The sequence below is a fragment of the Burkholderia sp. F1 genome (assembly GCF_050813845.1).
GTDB lineage: Bacteria > Pseudomonadota > Gammaproteobacteria > Burkholderiales > Burkholderiaceae > Burkholderia > Burkholderia ubonensis.
In genome coordinates this window covers 169268-185017 of record NZ_CP172422.1, presented here as the reverse complement: position 1 = coordinate 185017, position 15750 = coordinate 169268, and the positions used below count along the sequence as shown (strand labels likewise).

The 15750-nt window shown below is 67.3% G+C and carries 12 protein-coding genes; 3 read left to right on the top strand and 9 right to left on the bottom strand.

Translation table 11 applies throughout. The features are described from left to right. Window positions 1-81: 81 nt before the first annotated feature. Genes ACFIMZ_RS19810 through ACFIMZ_RS19800 form a run of 3 tightly spaced genes read right to left on the bottom strand, consistent with a single transcriptional unit; the run spans window position 82 to window position 1825 of the window. Window positions 82-927 (bottom strand): MBL fold metallo-hydrolase, encoded by an 846-nt coding sequence (locus ACFIMZ_RS19810; RefSeq protein WP_431825449.1) that lies wholly within the window; start codon window positions 925-927, stop codon window positions 82-84. An 18-nt stretch (window positions 928-945) separates the two neighbouring features. Continuing rightward, the gene (locus tag ACFIMZ_RS19805; RefSeq protein ID WP_431824045.1) at window positions 946-1272 is read right to left on the bottom strand and encodes a hypothetical protein; all 327 of its coding nucleotides are present in this window, start codon (window positions 1270-1272) and stop codon (window positions 946-948) included. A gap of 7 nt (window positions 1273-1279) precedes the next feature. Next, entirely contained in the window at window positions 1280-1825 is a 546-nt protein-coding gene (locus tag ACFIMZ_RS19800; protein WP_431824044.1) for a sugar ABC transporter, read from the bottom strand. A gap of 166 nt (window positions 1826-1991) precedes the next feature. Here ACFIMZ_RS19800 and ACFIMZ_RS19795 point away from each other — a divergent pair, with 166 nt between their 5' ends. Both ACFIMZ_RS19795 and ACFIMZ_RS19790 read left to right on the top strand, forming a co-directional pair. Beyond that, complete coding sequence (locus ACFIMZ_RS19795) at window positions 1992-2885, top strand: LysR substrate-binding domain-containing protein (protein WP_431824043.1); 894 nt, start codon at window positions 1992-1994, stop codon at window positions 2883-2885. Between the two features lie 135 nt (window positions 2886-3020). Beyond that, window positions 3021-3239, top strand: a complete 219-nt coding sequence (locus ACFIMZ_RS19790; protein WP_431824042.1) for a hypothetical protein — start codon at window positions 3021-3023, stop codon at window positions 3237-3239. Between the two features lie 55 nt (window positions 3240-3294). On the opposite strand, the gene ACFIMZ_RS19785 is transcribed toward ACFIMZ_RS19790, so the two are convergent. The 3 genes from ACFIMZ_RS19785 to ACFIMZ_RS19775 form a co-directional block, all read right to left on the bottom strand. Then, entirely contained in the window at window positions 3295-7071 is a 3777-nt protein-coding gene (locus tag ACFIMZ_RS19785) for a DUF748 domain-containing protein (RefSeq protein WP_431824041.1), read from the bottom strand. Between the two features lie 149 nt (window positions 7072-7220). Next, window positions 7221-8657: a DUF1254 domain-containing protein gene (locus tag ACFIMZ_RS19780; protein WP_431824040.1), complete on the bottom strand. Its 1437-nt coding sequence runs from the start codon at window positions 8655-8657 to the stop codon at window positions 7221-7223. A 534-nt stretch (window positions 8658-9191) separates the two neighbouring features. After that, window positions 9192-9764, bottom strand: a complete 573-nt coding sequence (locus tag ACFIMZ_RS19775; RefSeq protein WP_431824039.1) for a PH domain-containing protein — start codon at window positions 9762-9764, stop codon at window positions 9192-9194. A 375-nt stretch (window positions 9765-10139) separates the two neighbouring features. Here ACFIMZ_RS19775 and ACFIMZ_RS19770 point away from each other — a divergent pair, with 375 nt between their 5' ends. Further along, window positions 10140-13193 carry a heavy metal translocating P-type ATPase gene (locus tag ACFIMZ_RS19770; protein WP_431824038.1) on the top strand — a complete coding sequence of 1018 codons (3054 nt, stop codon included), beginning with the start codon at window positions 10140-10142 and terminating at the stop codon, window positions 13191-13193. 108 nt (window positions 13194-13301) lie between these two features. Here the strand turns inward: ACFIMZ_RS19770 and ACFIMZ_RS19765 are convergent, their stop codons facing one another. From ACFIMZ_RS19765 to ACFIMZ_RS19755, 3 genes are all read right to left on the bottom strand, one after another. Beyond that, window positions 13302-13781 (bottom strand): GNAT family N-acetyltransferase, encoded by a 480-nt coding sequence (locus ACFIMZ_RS19765; protein ID WP_431824037.1) that lies wholly within the window; start codon window positions 13779-13781, stop codon window positions 13302-13304. A gap of 121 nt (window positions 13782-13902) precedes the next feature. Further along, the gene (locus ACFIMZ_RS19760) at window positions 13903-14058 is read right to left on the bottom strand and encodes a hypothetical protein (protein ID WP_167389833.1); all 156 of its coding nucleotides are present in this window, start codon (window positions 14056-14058) and stop codon (window positions 13903-13905) included. A 175-nt stretch (window positions 14059-14233) separates the two neighbouring features. Further along, entirely contained in the window at window positions 14234-15565 is a 1332-nt protein-coding gene (locus tag ACFIMZ_RS19755; protein WP_431824036.1) for a flagellar hook-length control protein FliK, read from the bottom strand. Between the last annotated feature and the right edge of the window lie 185 nt (window positions 15566-15750).

The window sequence follows — 15750 nt, the reverse complement described above, 5'->3', positions numbered from 1 at the left end:
TCCGGGATTGCCGGGGAATGCGGCGCGGACTGTCCGGGTTCGACCAGGAGCCGCCGCTTACATGTGTTTTCGGTCGGACGTTCATGCGTCGGTCTCGTAAAGCAGACCGTACTCCCCTCTCGTTCGCTTGATTCGCGCGAAACCGGGTTCCCCCAAATGCATACCGGCAATCAAAAGCCCCTCCGAACTGGCCATGTCCAGGAGCCGTGATCGTGTGGCGGCTGCCAGGGACTGGTCCTGATCGAATGCAATCGACACGCGTGGGCGTTTGATCTGGATGTGCGGGAAATGAACAATATCCCCCCAGACAAGCAAGCCATGGTCACGGGATTCGAGGATATATCCGGTGTGCCCATCCGTGTGTCCCGGCAACGGCATCGCTCTTATGCCGGGAAGCACTTCCCCCCCGTCGAAAGTACGGAGCTTGTCGCTGTAGCCGTCGAACACCTGACGCGCGATCAGGAAGTTGCCGCGGGCCCGCTCGCTGGCACGACTCAGATTTCCGTCGTCCTGCCAGAATTTGACCTCTCGCTGATGGGCAACGAGCTCCGCATTCGGAAAGGTCACTTGTCCGGCTGCATTCACCAGCCCACCGACATGGTCGGGATGGGCGTGCGTGAGCAAAATGGTGTCGATCGCGGACGGTTCGATGCCAGCAAGCAATAAATTCTCCTTCAGGCGGCCACCCCATTGCTTGATGCCTCCGGCCCCACCGTCGATGAGAATCGTGCGGCCCGCTCCGCGCACCACGTAGCAGTTGATATGCACGGCGCAGGGCTCCTCCTGCCCTGCATCACCCTGCATTCTGGAAGCCTCGGACGGGTCGATGTTCGAGAGGAAGTCGAGGCCGGCAGTGAGGTAGCCGTCGCTGATTGCGGTAATCGTGAAATCCCCGGCTTGCTGGCTCGGGAAGGTAAGTGTGGACACCATGCTTTTCCAGACCTGCTAATTGCGGGCATAAATGTTCGACGCGGCATAACCAAAACAACGGATGCGCGCCGTGAGATCCGTGTGGCGAGCGATGGCGCTCTCCAGGGCTTCCAGGAACCGGTGCATTACAGCGGGCGGGCGAAACGGCTCGAGGCGATATTGGACTTCCGCGAAGACGGGATGTCCGTGACCATGCCGAACACCCACATGGATGACGTGAACGTTCTTGAGCTCTGCTTCAAGGACATTCGTACAGAGTTCGATGCAGTCGCTGGAAAGCGCGGCAAGGCGCTCATCAGACGGCATTTTCTCCACATGAATATAGAAAGTCAGGTTTGGCATCGCAGACCTATTTTTCCAGCGTCGTCGAAAAAGTACGGGTGCGTGTCAACTGCTCCGTCATCGGCGCATAAACGCAAACGTCTTTCGGGATGTTCCCGGCCAGCGGCGCGTTGCGCCGGGGCAGTACTGCGAGCCAACGGCGTTCCGGAAACTTCTCCAGCGCAACGGCGTGCATGGCCAACGGCTCGAGGCCCAATCGGATCAGGGGATCGGGGCCGCTTGCGCACAGCACGAGGCGTTCGTCGGCACTGACCGCCGGCGCAAGGCCGATATCGCCATAGAGATTTCGGTGCCAGTCGGTGATGTGTTGCTGCCACCTCGCGAAATTGCCGCCGCCTTTCCGGCGATATTCCTCTCCCGTCAGGACATCGAGACCGTCAATCGTGTGGACGGCCAGGTAGACCGGGCAATCATCGCTTAACGACTTGAAGCGCTGCGACGTGTGGAAGCCGGTAACCGATATGAGGGCGGGCAGCTTTTCGAGGCTGTAGAAGTCGTTCCATTCGGCTTCGCTGTCGGGATCGGCGAAGCTGCATTCCACGGTATAGATCATCAGATCGTCCTTCGTAACGGATAAGCATTCTTCTGCGAACGATGCATATTCGTTGCAGTAATGTAATGCTAATCTGACGTATCTCGCGTAGATATCGAATTAAAGTCAGCCTTCCGTGACATTTGCTCAAGCTGGCGTCGAACGCATTCCGATCGGAGAAACTCCAGTGCGACGTAAAATTCCAAGCAATTCCGCGCTCCTGGCTTTCGAGGCTGCGGCTCGACACGGCAGCTTCGCCCGCGCCGCCGAGGAGCTGGCACGGACCGAGGGCGCCGTCAGTCGTCAGATTGGTCGATTGGAGGCGTTTTTGGGTGTTGCACTGTTCGAGCGAGTGGGAAACCGGGTTCGGCTTGCACCCAACGGCACGCGATACGCGGTGCAGGTTCGCGAGATTCTGGATCGGCTGGAACGGGACAGCCTCTATCTGATGGGGCAGCCCATCGAGGGCGCGAGCATCGATATCGCCGCCATTCCGACGTTCGCCACCCGTTGGCTCATCCCCCGACTGAAGCAGTTTCAAGATCAGCATCCGAACGTTACCGTGCATATCGCCGAACGGATGGAGCCCTTCCTTCTTGCCGGTAGCGGTTTCGATGCAGCCATTCATTTTGAGCATCCCGCATGGGCGGGCATGCATCGGCATCACCTGCTGGAGGAGGTGCTCGTGCCCGTCTGTAGTCCGGCGCTCCTCGCAAACGCCGGTGCGAACGCGTCGCTGGATGCGCTGCCACGCCTTCACCGGCGACAAAATCCGGACGCCTGGCAGATTTATGCGCAAGAGTCCGGCATCGTGCTGACCAATTCGGCGGTTGGCGCACGTTACGATCTCCATTCCATGCTGATCGAGGCGGCGCTGGCCGGCTTGGGCGTTGCATTGGTGCCGCGTCTTTACGTCGGGACGGAGCTAGAACAAGGCCGCTTGGTCGCGCCCTGGCCGGACGGCAAAGCGATTACCAAAAACTTCTGCCTCGTTCTTCCCGAGCCGATCGAATTGAGTGAGGGGCCGCTACAGGCATTTGCGAAATGGATTCTTGACGAAGCCCGACGCGTGGCGCCTTAAAGCCGCGCCGGACGGGCGTCACGACAAGGTTCGGCGCCACCTGGCAGAGCTTGAAGCCGCCAAGTCCTTTTTTTCCGTCTTGGCGCGCGACTATTGGCGTGTGATAAAGGGTTTTCCCTGACCCGGAGCACGAGAATGTCGACCCTGGAAGCCTTCCGGTTCGTGCTGGACGATGCACGCACCCCCGAAATCATTCGTCATCACGTCGTCGACGCGTTGCAGTACGCGCTGCGCAACTACGGACAGGTGTTCACGGCGAAGGAAGTGCAGTGGCTGACGCAATGGGACGATCCGCGCCTGCCGCTGGCGGCGAGGAAGGAACTGGACAAGCGCGAACCCGAAGTCACGCGCTGAATGGTCCGCCGCCGCACCCGAACAGACGGACGCGGCAGCGGAAGTACGGCGCGGATCACTTCAACCCGAAGTCGACGCGCGTGGTCGCGCCCTTGTCCTCGATGCCCTTCGCATCGAGCTTCGGCGCGACGATGAACATCCGGCTCGAATCGATCTTCCCGTCGAGGTACTCACGCACCGACTGCGCGCGATCCTGCGCGAGCGTGCGCAGGCTGCCCTCGTCGACCGGCGCGTGCTCGGCCAGCGCCTTCTTCATGTCGTCGTCCGGCAGCGTCTTCTGCAGGCCGACCAGGTTGCGCGGCTTCTTGAAGTCGGCAGCCTTGTACGCGCGCGTGAGATACACGTGGTACTCGGCCGGCTCGACCTTCACCGAGCGCGGATCGACGCTCTCGCCCTGCCCGACGACGTCCTTCAGCTTCTGCTGGCGCACGAGCCGGTCGACGTATTCGTCGCGCAGCCCCGGCGTGTCCTTGTCCGGATCGACGCGGCCGATCAGGTCGAGGCGGATCGACGACTTCTCGGTCAGCATCTTGACGACCGTATCGAGCTTCTTCTGCTGCGCGTCGCTCAGGTCGGACGAGCCCGGCGCGAACTCGACGTAGCCGAGCTCTTCGCCGCCGCCGCCGAACGCGTGCGCGAGCAGCGTGAACGGCGACGTGACCGCCTTAGCCACCAGGTTCAGCACCGCGCGCCAGATCAACCCGCCGACGCTGAACTCCGGATTCGACAGCGAACCGGACACCGGCAGGTTCACGTCGATCTGGCCGCGCGAGTTCTTCAGCAGCGAGATCGCGAGCTTCACGGGCAGCTTCGTCGCCGTGTCGTTGTCGACATGGTCGCCGAACGTCAGCTGGTCGATGAAGATGTGGTTGTTCGCCGACAGCTGGTCGTTCGCGAGCTGGTAGTGCAAGTCGACGTTGAGCTTGCCCTTCGTGATCGGGTAGCCCGCGTACTTCGCCGAATACGGCGTCAGGTTGGTCAGCTCGATGTCGTGCGCGGCCGCGGTCACGTCGAGCGCCGGCTTCTCGATCAGCGGGTTGACCGTGCCCTTGATCGAGATCGGCCCGTTGCCCGCGAGGTTCGCGGTCACGTCGACCGGCGCGGACGTGGTCGAGTCCGTGCCGAACGCGCCGACCGTGCCCTTGATCGCGACGAGGTTCGCCGTGTAGTTCGGCTTGATGAAGTTGTCCGTGTAGCTCACGCGGCCGTTCTGCAGCACGAACTCGCCGAAATGCAGCCGCACCGGGCTCTGCGGCGGCTGCGCGGCCTTGACGATCGCGGGAGCCGGCGCGGACGCTTGCTGCACGGCAGCGGCTGGCGCCGACGCCCCCTGAGGCGACAGCGGCACCGGCTCGCCCTTGTTCGTGTCGCGCGTCAGCGAATGCGCCGGGCCGGTTTCCTTCGCGACGATGTCCTTCAGGTTCAGCCGTCCTTGCGAGTCGAGCAGCACGCGGCCGTAGAAGTTCGAGAACGTCACGCGCGCCGCGTCGATGTCGGTGCCCTTCTCGTCGTAGGTCGCCTTCAGGTTCGACAGCGCGAGCGAGCCCCATCCCGCGAACGGGCCGGACGTCACCTTGTCGAGCATCCGCACGTCGACGAGCGCCGCGTCGCCGCGATACGACGCGCGCATCGCGTCCTTCGCCTGCGCGAACGTCAGGTTGCCGTTCGCATTGAGCAGCGCGCTCGCGATCGTCGCGTTCAGCGCACTGCCGAAATACGGCTCGAATGCAGCCGCGTCGAGGCGGTTGCCGTTGATCTTCAGGCCGAGCTTCAGCGGCTGCGCGGTGACGTCGCCCGACACGTTCAGCGAGCCCTTGCGGTTCAGGGTCGCCTTCAGTTCCACCGGCAGCGGCTTGGTCAGGTCGTCGCTGAGCTTCTGGACGGACAACGCCAGCGGCTTGATCGCGAGCTTCACCGGACGCGGCGTCGACAGGTCCGTGTAGTTCGCCGCCGCATCCTTCACGTTCAGCGCGTCGATCCGGTAATGCCACGACGGCGCGGCGGCCTCCGCCTTGCGCGCGACCGTGCGCGCGGGCAGCGCCTTCTGCTCGGCGCTCGCCAGCGCCGCGAGATCGATCGTGCCGTCCTTCAGGCGCTTCACGTCGAGCGCGAGCCCGCTCGCGTCGACGCTCGCGATCTGCGCGGTGCGCGTCGCGAGGTCGACCTTCGCGATCTTCGCGCTCGCGTCGGGCAGCACGATGGCCGGCGTCTTCGCGTCAGGCGTCGCGATCTTCAGCGACTTCACGCTCACGTCGCTGTCGGCGACCTGCGCGTCGAGCGGCGTCTTGCCCCAGTCGGCCTTCGCGTTGACCGTCGCGCCGAGCGTGCCGTCGAGCACGCGCGCGCGCGTCGCTTCGCCGAGGTACGGCTGCAGCGCGGGCAGCGCGAGCGCATCGACCGTCAGCTTCGTGTCGGCCTGCTTCGCCGCGACACTGAACGCGCCTTCGGCCTTCACGTCGCCGCCGCGCGACAACGACGTCGACAGCGTGTACTTCGCCGGCGTGTTGCCCTGCAGCGTGAAGCCGTCGAGCGTCGCCGCCAGTTTCGTGAGCGACAGCGTGGTCGGCGTCGCGGGTACGCGGTCGTCGAGGTTGATCGTGCCGCCGTCGATCGCGAAGTGGCGGATCGTCAGGTCGAGCGGCGGCGTCTTCGTTTCGGTCGGCGCTTCGGCGCCCGATGCGGCCGTCGCCGCGCTCGCCGCCGCCGGCACGGCCACGCCCGACGCCGCCGGCGCGGCCGACGGCGCCTTTGCCCTGGGCCCCGCCGCGGGGTGCGCGGCCAGCTTCTCGACGTTCAGCACGCCCTGCCGGTCGCGCGCGAGATCGACGACCGGCTGGTCGATGCGGATCTCGTCGAAATGCAGCGCGTTGCGCAGCGGCTCGAGGCCGGCCGCCGCGACGTGCACGCCGCGCGCGGCAAACAGCGGCTCGGACGCCGCGCTCGTCACCTTCGCGTCGTTCAGGTCGACGGTGCCCGACACGCGCAGCGCCGGCGTCTCGCCGCTCATCACGAAATTGAGCTTGAGGTTGCTGCTGAGCAGGCCGCTCGTCACCGCGACCGGCAGCTTCGCCGGCACGTACGAGATCAGCTGCGGCACGTCGAGCTTGTCGAACTTCAGCTCGATCTCCGATTCGCGCGACTTCGCGAACGGCTTGGTCCGGCCTTCGATCGCGACCGGGCTGCCGTCGAACCGCATGCGCAGCTTCGGCTGGACGAAGATGTCGGTCTTCGACGGCAGCGTCGCGATGTAAGGAATGCCGAGCGTCCAGTTGTCGACGACGTGCTTTTCATTCAGCAGGCGGTCGTCGAAGTCGATCCGGCCGTCGTTGATCTGGATGTTCGACACCGAGAAGTGCGTCGGCTTGCTTTCCGGTTTCGACGGCGTCGAGAACTTCTCGATCAGGTCGGTGAAATTGAAGCGCTGCGCGTCGTAGCGCACGATGTGAAAGCGCGGCGCATCGAGGCGGACTTCGTTGACGATCGGCGCGCCGCGGAACAGCGACGTCCACGACGGGCGCACGACGAGCTTGCCGATGTCGATGAAATCGCCCTGGCCGCCGCGCTCGCCGAGATGGATGCCGTCGGCTTCGAGGTACAGCGAATACGGATTGAGCGCGATGCGCTGGATGCTCGCGGGACGGTCGAGCTGCCGGCTCAGCTGCTGCTCGGCGATGTGGCGGATCAGCGGCGGCGCGGCGAAGAACCCGAGCAGTCCGAACAGAACGAGGAAGATCAGCACGCCGAGGCCGATGCGCCGGGTCCGTCGCGCGCGCGCGACGTCGCGCAGCGCATGCAGCGTCGAGGAGACGGTTTCTTTATTGGGGCTTGCCATGCTGGATTGCCTTGGGAGCAACATTTCAGGGAATCCGGGGAATCGAAGCGATCCGGCCCGTTTCACGCAAGTATAGGCTCACGGGGTGACGGAGCGCAGTCGGGTCCGCCGCCGCGCCTGTCGGTCGGACCGGCGCGGCGGCAGCGCGTTCACTTGCGCACGACGACGGGCGGCATCCACGAGCCGTCGCTCGCCTTCGGCTTCGGCGCGTAGAGCCGCAGCGCCAGCGCGAAGTCCGCGCGCGGCGCCGGCAGCCAGTTCGCCGCGTACGCGCCGCCCGGCGACGTGGCCGATACGACGATGTCGATCGAACCGTCGCGGTTGCGGCGCAGCCGGTCGCGATCGCCGAGCGAGCGACGGGCGGCGCCGACGTCGGGCAGCGCGCCGCCCGTCGTGTAGGGCGTGAGCGTCCAGAACGCGCGCACGGGCGGCAGCGCGGCCGGCGCGAAATGCACCGTGTAGCGGTTCGCGCCGTTCAGCGCATGGCCGTCGCTGTCGACGCGCACGATCGCGAGCGTCTCGTCGTCGCGCGTCGCGGTGCCGAACTGCGTGTAGGCCGCGTAGGCGCGCAGCGCGTAGTCCTGGCCGTACTTGCCGGCGGTGTCGCCGATCCAGTTCCAGCCGTTCGCGTTCAGCAGGTTCGGCGGCGGCGCCGCGAGCCGCGCGCGCGCTTCGGCAACGCCCGCCGTCGCGGCCGTGAGGCGATCGCCCGTCCATAGCACCGGATAGCCGGCCATCACGCCGATTTCCGCGAGTTGCTGCTGCGCGTGCGCATCGTCGGCGGGCGCCGGGTTGTCCTGCAGCGCCTGCGCGAAGCGCGTGAAGTACGCCTTCGGGTCGAGCGCCGCAACCTGCTCGGCCGGCGTGCCGCCGCTCGCCGCCTCGGCGGCTGCGCTGCCGGCGTGCACCGCGACCGACGCGCCGCGCGCCGCGCCCGTATACACCGACAGCGGCACCACGCGGATCGCGCGCTGCAGTTTCTTCACGGCGGTCAGGTCGCGGCCGCCGCTCGTCTGCAGGCGCACTTCGAGCCGCGCGTTGCGCGACGGCGCGTCGACGCGCGTCACGCCCTTCGGCAGCGTGCCCTGCCAGTCCTTCGCGGCGAAGGCAATCGTTTGCGATCGGGGGCCGCCGCGCGTGCCGTGCGCGGCCGAATTCGACGACCACAGCACGTTGGTCCACATGTCGAGCGCGCGGGCATCCCAGTAGCGGCCGCGGGTGTCGGGCAGCGTGACGATCACCGGCTCGGCGGCCACGTCGAGCCAGCCGCTCGAATCGAGCGTGTCGACGCCCGGCAGCGGCGGGTTGACCGCGCCGACGGGCGGCAGCGCCTGCGCATGGCGCAGCGTGTTGACGGGCGCCTGGCCGGGCTGCGCGCCGTCGCCGCCGGTGGCGGCGTCCTTCGCGACGTCCATCATCACGAGCGGGTACGCATAGATATAGGCGTCGGCCACTTCGGCACGCATCCAGCCGGTCTTGCGCGGAATCGCGTCGGGTTGGGTGGCGCATCCGGCCAGGAGGGCCGCAATGGCCAGTGACGCGCAGGCGCGCCGCAGAGAAACGGATTCTCGTGGGGTTTCAATCATTGATTCGTGGCCGTATCTAATTCTTTATAAATCAGTGCCTTGTGCAACTCGCAACCTGCGAATCCAAGGCCAAACAAGGTCAATCGGGGCTGCCCCGCCCTCGCCGCGCTGCAATTTCACCGCAGCGGGCGCTATCGTCAGGCCGGTATCATAGCGCCTTGGTGCATCCCCCAATATGCCGGATGCCTGATATTGCAGCCGTTGGCGGCATGAAGGCTGCGGAAGACTCGCGTTGCTACATGGCCCGTTCCCGGGCCGGTAATCTTGACAGGGGCGTCAGGTTTTCAGCGTGCGGTGATTCCAGGGTGGGGTGACGGAATCGCGCACATGCCGGTCGGCAACGGAGGTTGCACGTCGGATCTCGACGTGGAGGTCAAGGCGAGCGAGGCGCCGGAGATTGATGGTCCGGACGTGGATTGAAAAGTGCCGCCGTCCCTTGTATGGGGTGGAACGGTTGCATGTGGCGCTGGACTTAAAAGACCCATTGCTTGCGGTGATGCAATGGGCCTCCGAATATCACCTGCAACCGTGCCTTTACGCCAGGATCTTCGCCTTCTGCTCTGCGAATTCCGCGTCGGTCAGTATTCCTCGCTCTTTTAGCGCCGCGAGTCGCTCCAGTTTCGACACGACGTCGTCGGCGGTTGGCGGCGCGGACGCGACGACGGCGGCGGCGGCGGGGGAATGCGATGCGCGCGAGTACTCGTGAATCGCATCTCTCACCTTGTTCGTGAACGGCACGACCGTCTTCTTCCAGACGTTTTTGATGATCCGCTCGCTGGCGCCATCCTCGATGCGAATTTCACCGAACATCATGCCGGTCTTTCCCGACACCGCATTGATCTTGTTGAGATTGATCGAGATCTGCTTGAGGCCGTAGATGAGCCCCTTGTCGAGGAACAGGATTCGGTGGTCGGTCAGCACGATCAACCACGTATTGCCATCCATCAGTCCAGACGAGAAGGCCAGCACCTGCTCGCCGTCCATCAGGATTTCGGGAAGATGATTCAGTTCCTTTTTCGTGAAAAATTGATCGTCTCCGATTTCACGAGCAATGCGGTCATACTCGATCTTCAGTGCTTCTTTGGTGGAATTCTTGAAATCAAACATCCCGTGGCCCTTTTGTTTGTATAAGGAATGGGATTTTACAGCCGGAACCGTTGCATTGCCCTATTGCGGTGTTGGCCATAACCGGCTCGTGAATCGAGTGGCGAGCGCAGCGCAAAGGTCAGGAAAATGCCCGGCTTTCGGCCCAGGCACGCCGTCCTCCCGTTCGCGGCGCCGCGAGAAACGGGCATTCGCCGATAACGGCTATCTTTGGAATAAATGGCGTCCATGACGACTCACCCTCGCCCTGGCTGGAGATTCGGGGCTGACGGCGCGTCGCCCCTGCGGCGCATCGTCGCTGCCGCTTGACCTTCCCATGATGGGAATGTTGATACTTGACCTGTCTGCGGCTCAGACCGCACTTTTGGGGAACCCGACATGACAGAACCTCTCGCCTCGGCGGCGTTGAACACGATCGTGCTGACGGTGGAAGGCATGCATTGCGGCGGCTGCACCGGGCGTGTGCAGCGCGCGCTGGCCGGCGTGCCGGGCGTCGTCGACGCCGCCGTCGATCTCGACGATCGCTCGGCCACCGTGAGCGCGCACGACACGGTCGATCCGGCCCGGCTGATCGAAGCGATCGGTGACGCGGGCTATCGCGCGACGTTGCGCGAGGCGGTCGACACGGCCGAACGTCACGCTGGCGAGCCTGCGCCGTCACGCATGCGTAACGCCGCCGCCGCGCCGGCAACGATCGAACTCGACATCGGCGGGATGACCTGCGCATCGTGCGTCGCGCGCGTCGAAAAGGCGCTGGCCGGCGTGCCGGGCGTCACGCGCGCATCGGTCAATCTCGCCACCGAGCGCGCGACGGTCGACGCAGCCGGCGTTCCGGCGTCACGGCTGGCGGACGCGGTCAAACAGGCCGGCTATCTCGCGACACCCGTCGCGGAACCGGACGCGGCCGTCGCGCCGCCTCCCGCTGCCGTCCATGCCGAATTCGACATCGGCGGGATGACCTGCGCGTCCTGCGCCGGCCGCGTCGAAAAGGCGCTGGCGAACGTGCCGGGCGTCACGCGCGCGTCGGTCAACCTCGCGACCGAGCGCGCGACGGTCGACGCGGCAGCCGGCGTGACGACCGCCCAGCTGGTCGACGCAGTCAAGCAGGCCGGCTATCTGGCGACGCCGGTCGCGGAACCGGAGGCCGCCATCGCGCCGGACGCCGCGCTCGGCGCGGTCGAACTCGACATCGGCGGGATGACCTGCGCGTCCTGCGCCGGCCGCGTCGAAAAAGCCCTCGCGAACGTGCCGGGCGTCATGCGCGCGTCGGTCAATCTCGCGACCGAGCGGGCCACGGTGCACGGCGCCGCCCCGCTCGACCCGGCCGCGCTGATCGCGGCGGTCACGGCCGCCGGCTACCGGGCGTCGCGCGTCGCCGCGTCGCCGGCCGGCGCATCCGGCGCGCCTGTCACGACCGGCGCGCCCGCCGGCGCGAAACGGGCCACCACGGACACCGACACGCGCAAGCGCCGCGAAGCGATCCGCGAACGCAACCTCGTGATCGCCGCCGCGCTGCTCAGCGCGCCGCTGATCGCGCCGATGTTCGCCGCGCCGTTCGGCGTCGACGCAATGCTGAACGGCTGGCTCCAGCTGGTGCTGGCGTCGATCGTCCAGTTCGGCTTCGGCGCGCGCTTCTACCGCGCGGCCTCGCACGCGATCAAGGCGCGCGCCGGCAACATGGACCTGCTCGTCGCGCTCGGCACGTCGGCCGCGTACGGCCTGAGCCTGTGGATGCTGTTGCGCGATCCCATGCATCCGGGCCATCTGTATTTCGAGGCGTCGGCCGTGATCATCACGCTGGTGCGCTTCGGCAAATGGCTCGAAGCGCGCGCGAAGCGCCAGACCACGGAAGCGATCCGCGCGCTGAACGCGCTGCGGCCGGACCGCGCGCGCATCGTCGAGCACGGGGTCGAACGCGACGTGCCGCTCGCGCAGGTGCGCGTCGGCACGGCCGTCAGCATCCGGCCCGGCGAACGGGTGCCGGTGGACGGCCGGGTCGTGTCGGGCCGCTCGCACATCGACGAATCGCTGATCACCGGCGAAAGCCTGCCGGTCGCGAAGGACGACGGCGATCCGGTGACGGCCGGCTCGATCAACGGCGAAGGCGCGCTGGTCGTCGAAACCACCGCGATCGGCGCGGAGACGACGCTCGCCCGCATCATCCGGCTCGTCGAATCCGCGCAGGCCGAGAAGGCGCCGATCCAGCGGCTCGTCGACCGCGTCAGCGCGGTGTTCGTGCCGGCGATCCTCGGCATCGCGGCGCTGACGCTGATCGGCTGGCTGATTGCCGGCGCAGGCGCGGAAACCGCGATCCTCAACGCGGTTGCGGTGCTCGTGATCGCGTGCCCGTGCGCGCTCGGCCTCGCGACGCCCGCCGCGATCATGGCCGGCACCGGCGTCGCCGCGCGTCACGGCGTGCTGATCAAGGATGCGCAGGCGCTCGAGCTCGCGCAGCGCGCGACCGTGATCGCGTTCGACAAGACCGGCACGCTCACCGAGGGCAAGCCGTCCGTCACCGCGTTCGACGCGGTCGGCCTGCCGCGCGACGAGGCGCTCGCGCTCGCCGCGGCGGTGCAGCGTCACAGCGATCATCCGCTGGCGCGCGCCGTGGTCGCCGCGCACCATGCCGACGTCGCGGCGCGTGGCGGCGCGACGTCGGCGCCCGTCGCGAGCGACGCGCGGGCGGTCGCCGGACGCGGCGTCGAGGCGCGCGTCGCCGGCCGGCTGCTGGCGCTCGGCAGCACGCGCTGGCGCGACGAGCTGGGCATCGCCGTGCCGCCCGCGCTCGACGCGCGCGCGGCCGAGCTCGAACGCACCGGCAACACGATCTCGTGGCTGATGCGCGCCGACGCGCCGCGTGCGCCGCTCGCGCTGATCGCGTTCGGCGACACCGTGAAGCCCGGGGCACGCGACGCGATCGCGGCGCTCGCCGCGCGCGGCGTCGCGAGCGTGCTCGTGACGGGCGACAACCGCGGCAGCGCGGCGGCGGTCGCGGCGTCGCTCGGCATCGGCGAGGTCCACGCGCAGGTGCTGCCGGACGACAAGGCACGCGTCGTCGCGGAGCTCAAGCGCACGCATGACGGCATCGTCGCGATGGTCGGCGACGGGATCAACGACGCGCCCGCGCTCGCCGCGGCCGACGTCGGCATCGCGATGGCGACCGGCACCGACGTCGCGATGCACACCGCCGGCATCACGCTGATGCGCGGCGACCCGAGCCTCGTCGCCGATGCGATCGACATCTCGAAGCGCACGTATCGCAAGATCCAGCAGAACCTGTTCTGGGCGTTCGTCTACAACCTGGTCGGCGTGCCGCTCGCGGCGCTCGGCTGGCTGAACCCGGTGATCGCGGGCGCGGCGATGGCGTTTTCCAGCGTGAGCGTGGTGACGAACGCGCTGCTGCTGCGGCGCTGGAAGGGGCGCGCGCGGTGAGGCGGCGGGCCGCGCGGCCGAGCGCGCAATAAAGGGAAAGAAAGCACGGGCCCGGTTTCACCGGGCCCGTTTGCATGGCGTCGCGCGGAAGGCCGGATTGAACCGGTGCTAGCCCGACACGACCGGCTTGATCAGCGTCGTCGTGATCGGCACGAAGCCGCAGGCGCGATACAGCGCCCGCGCGGCCGTATTGTGATTGAAGACGGACAGCCCGATTTCGGCGACGCCGTGCCGGCGCGCGTCGGCCTCGAGCGCGTCGAGCACGCGCGTGGCCCAGCCCTGGCGGCGCCTGGACGGTGCGATTTCGAGGTCGTAGATGAACAGCGTGCGGTTCGGACCTTCGGTCACGATCGCGAACCAGAGATCGCCGATCGTGTCGCCGCTGTCGTCATCGACGAGCGATACGATGGTCTGGCCGGTGGTCAGCAAACCGTCCGGCAGCAAGGTATCGAAACAGGTCCGCGCGCGAACCGCCGCTTCGTCGGCGGCGTTCTGCCCGGACGAGACGAGGTCGCGCGCGTAGCCTTCGATGGCCCGCGCGCGATACGCGCGAAATTCGCCGGCCGTCATCGGCCGCATCTGCAACATGGTCCGGTCGCCGTGTGAGGGAACGGAATTCCAGTGTAGCGGGATGGCACGCGCATGCGTGCGGCGTTACAGAGGCGCCATGCGCGGCGGCAATGCACGCCGCGCGGGCTGAATCAGCGAATCAGCGGCGGTACAGGCAAAGCGGCACGAGGTGCGACTGGCGCACGCGCTCGGCTTCGGCGCGACGCGCGGCGTACGAGTATTCCGCATCGAGCGGCAGGTGCGGCGAAACAAACAGATCGTCGATCTTTTGCAGCAGGGCGAGGATGAAGCTCATGTGCGACTCCCGACAGGTATGGCTAGGGTTTTCCCTTAGGTGGACTCCATTCTAAGGGTTTTCCCTAAACTCCGCCAGCGTGCCGCAGCAATTTGCCGCAACCGGCCGACGACAAGCCAAGCGCCGCCAATGCCGATCTCGGTGTGGCGGGGCTCGCCAGGTAGGGTCGGAACGATCAGCGGCCGCGACGGACGCGCTTCACCACCGCCGTCTGGCGGCTCACGTGGCGTTCCAGGCGATCGACCTGCGACAGGAGCGCGTCGTTGTGCTGCTCGAGCGTCGTGACCGTGGCCTGCTGCGTCGCCAGATCGGCGGTCAGGCGATCGATTCGCTGCTGCTGGGCGATGGCGCCGAGCTTCAGGTGCGACACCTGCATCGTCTGCATCACCAGCGCGACGAGCCCTGCCAGCACGACGACGGCCAGCGCCAGCAACAGGCGGTTCACCCGGCGCATTTCCCGATCGGCCGCGCGTTGCAGCGCGGTCGTTTCCACCTGCAATGCGGCAAGACGGTCGGAGAGCGGCCGCAGATGCGTGTCGGCGTCGAACGACGGCCCGGTGTGGTCCGACGACGGTTTCGTGACGAACGTCGCCGCGGACGCCGCCGGCCGCGCGACCGACGCAGCCGCATCGTCGCGTTCGCGCGCGGTGACGGAGGGCTCGACGCTCACGGCGGAGGCGGTCATGCGCGGCGGCGTGTCTGCCGTGTCCGGCTCGGAAGCTGCGTCGACCGCTACCGGTGCGGGCTGCGCGGTCGCTTCGCGGGCGCCTGCCGCCGACGTGCGACGCTTCGTCCCCGTCGATGAGCGGGCGCCTGCCGCGCGCGGGGGCGCCGGCTTCGTTGCCGCGCCGCCGTCATCTTTCGTGGAAACGGCGGCAGCCGCCGCAAGCGGCAGCGTCGCCGCTGCGCCAGCCAGCGCGATGTCCTCGGCACGGGTCGGCACGACGCTGTCCTGCGTTGCCGACGCGGTGTCGGTGGCGTCAGTTGACGCATCCTGCGGCGTCGCGTCGGCGGCGACTTCCGGCGGCGCGTCGGCGGCAGGCCCGCGCTCGGCACCAGCCGGCAGGTCTTTCTCCGTCGGCTCGAACGCTGCCCCGGACGCGGCGTCGACAGCCACCGGCACATGTCCGGCCTCTGCCGTCGCGCCATCGGCGGCGACGTCGCCGCCAACCGCAGCCAGGACCGCCACCTCCGGCGCGCCGAACCCGTCGAGCGTCGCTTGCTGATGATCCGGTGCATCGCTTGACGCGTCGGCGACTGCCGCAGCCTCGACCGCCCGACTGCGGGCGACCGCCGGCACCCCTTCACCGGCTTCGAGCACCGGATCGCCGAACAGGTCGAGCGTATGCTCGTCGCGCGGCGCGCCGGCCGCCTGCGCGTCACCGCCGGGCTGCATCGTCGCGCGGGCCGGCGCGCGGCCCGCGGCAGCGGCGGCGCGACGGCGCGGCTTCGCGGACGGACGGTTGGAACGGGAACGGGAAAGGGGCGTGGCTACGGATTCGGTCATGGAGGTCGGGATGCGAGGCCCCGCGAACGCGGAACCGGAGCGTCAAACGGAATCAGTGACCGCGCATTGTCGCATGACCTGTCGCCTATTCATCGCCGGCCCCGCCGTTTCCGTCGTCGCAGCGCGTCACACCGGGCAGCTAGTCGCGAATCGCCTGGTATTCGAGCGATCACGCTGCCGAGCGC

Excerpts from the sequence above, each read along its gene's own strand:
- ACFIMZ_RS19805 (WP_431824045.1), bottom strand. The coding sequence starts at position 1,272 with ATGCCAAACCTGACTTTCTATATTCATGTGGAGAAAATGCCGTCTGAT.
- ACFIMZ_RS19800 (WP_431824044.1), bottom strand. The coding sequence starts at position 1,825 with ATGATCTATACCGTGGAATGCAGCTTCGCCGATCCCGACAGCGAAGCC.
- ACFIMZ_RS19790 (WP_431824042.1), top strand. The coding sequence starts at position 3,021 with ATGTCGACCCTGGAAGCCTTCCGGTTCGTGCTGGACGATGCACGCACC.
- ACFIMZ_RS19785 (WP_431824041.1), bottom strand. The coding sequence starts at position 7,071 with ATGGCAAGCCCCAATAAAGAAACCGTCTCCTCGACGCTGCATGCGCTG.
- ACFIMZ_RS19780 (WP_431824040.1), bottom strand. The coding sequence starts at position 8,657 with ATGATTGAAACCCCACGAGAATCCGTTTCTCTGCGGCGCGCCTGCGCG.
- ACFIMZ_RS19775 (WP_431824039.1), bottom strand. The coding sequence starts at position 9,764 with ATGTTTGATTTCAAGAATTCCACCAAAGAAGCACTGAAGATCGAGTAT.
- ACFIMZ_RS19770 (WP_431824038.1), top strand. The coding sequence starts at position 10,140 with ATGACAGAACCTCTCGCCTCGGCGGCGTTGAACACGATCGTGCTGACG.
- ACFIMZ_RS19765 (WP_431824037.1), bottom strand. The coding sequence starts at position 13,781 with ATGTTGCAGATGCGGCCGATGACGGCCGGCGAATTTCGCGCGTATCGC.
- ACFIMZ_RS19760 (WP_167389833.1), bottom strand. The coding sequence starts at position 14,058 with ATGAGCTTCATCCTCGCCCTGCTGCAAAAGATCGACGATCTGTTTGTT.
- ACFIMZ_RS19755 (WP_431824036.1), bottom strand. The coding sequence starts at position 15,565 with ATGACCGAATCCGTAGCCACGCCCCTTTCCCGTTCCCGTTCCAACCGT.